This window comes from Pseudarthrobacter sp. BRE9 (genome assembly GCF_031844305.1).
GTDB lineage: Bacteria > Actinomycetota > Actinomycetes > Actinomycetales > Micrococcaceae > Arthrobacter.
In genome coordinates this window covers 1-1,296 of sequence record NZ_JAUZUY010000023.1, presented here as the reverse complement: position 1 = coordinate 1,296, position 1,296 = coordinate 1, and the positions used below count along the sequence as shown (strand labels likewise).

The window sequence follows — 1,296 nt, the reverse complement described above, 5'->3', positions numbered from 1 at the left end:
CCAGGAAGAGCAGGGAGAGGTAGCCGGTGTAGGGGGCGCCGAACATGCGGAAGGAGGGGCGGGTGACCCAGCCTTTGTCGGCCCAGCGTTTGAGTTGGATCTGGCACAGGACGATGGTGGCCCAGGTCATGATGATGCCGACGGAGGCGATGTTCAGGACGATTTCGAAGGCTTCGGCGGGGACGAGGTAGTTCAGGGGGACGCCGAGGAGGGAGACGGTGGCGGTGATGGCGATCCCGCCGTAGGGGACGCCTGCTTTGTTCATCCGGGACGCGAAGCGTGGGGCGGAGCCGTTGACGGACATGGAGCGCAGGATCCGGCCGGTGGAGTAGAGCCCGGCGTTCAGGGAGGACAGGGCGGCGGTGAGGACGACGAGGTTCATGATGACGTCCACGCCCTGGACGCCGATGGAGCCGAAGAAGGTCACGAAGGGGCTGACGCCTTTTTGGTAGGAGGTGAAGGGCAGCAGCAGGGCGAGCAGGATCACGGAGCCGACGTAGAACACGGCGATGCGGAAGACCACGGAGTTGATGGCCTTGGGCATGATTTTTTCGGGGTTTTCGGTTTCGCCGGCGGCGGTGCCGACGAGTTCGATGGAGGCGTAGGCGAACAGGACGCCCTGCATGAGGATGATCATGGGCAGCAGGCCGTTGGGGAAGATCCCGCCGTTGTCGGACAGGAGGCTGATGCCGACCTGTTGGCCGTCCACGGGGGTGCCGAAGATGACGAAGTAGGTGCCGATGATGAGGAACGCGACGAGGGCGGCGACCTTGATCAGGGCGAACCAGAATTCCATTTCGCCGAAGACTTTCACGGAGACCAGGTTCAGGGCCAGGACCACGATGAGGGCGGTCAGTGCCCAGGCCCACTGCGGGACGTCGGCCATCCAGGGGACGTAGTGGCCGAAGAAGTGCATGTAGAGGGCGGCGGCGGTGATGTCCACGATGGTGGTGGTGGCCCAGTTGATCCAGTAGAACCAGCCGGAGACGAACGCGGCTTTTTCGCCGAAGAATTCGCGGGCGTAGGAGACGAACGAGCCCGACGAGGGCCGGTGCAGGACCAGTTCGCCCAGGGCGCGCAGGATCAGGAACGCGAAGAACCCGCACACCGCGTACGCGATGACCAGGGACGGTCCGGCCGCGTTCAGCCGGCCGCCGGCGCCCAGGAACAGGCCGGTACCGATCGCACCGCCGATCGCGATCATCTGGATCTGCCGCGGCTTGAGGTTCTTGTGGTAACCCTTGTCCTCCGCGTGCAGGGAGGTCTCGGACGCATGCGCGTGACCACCATCAATAA

General features: G+C 64.5%; 1 protein-coding gene. It reads right to left on the bottom strand.

Annotated elements, in window-relative coordinates:
- A partial coding sequence (locus Q9R31_RS20095) for an amino acid permease (protein ID WP_311264465.1) occupies positions 1-1,294 on the bottom strand: 1,294 nt, incomplete at its 3' end.
- Positions 1,295-1,296: the final 2 nt, after the last annotated feature.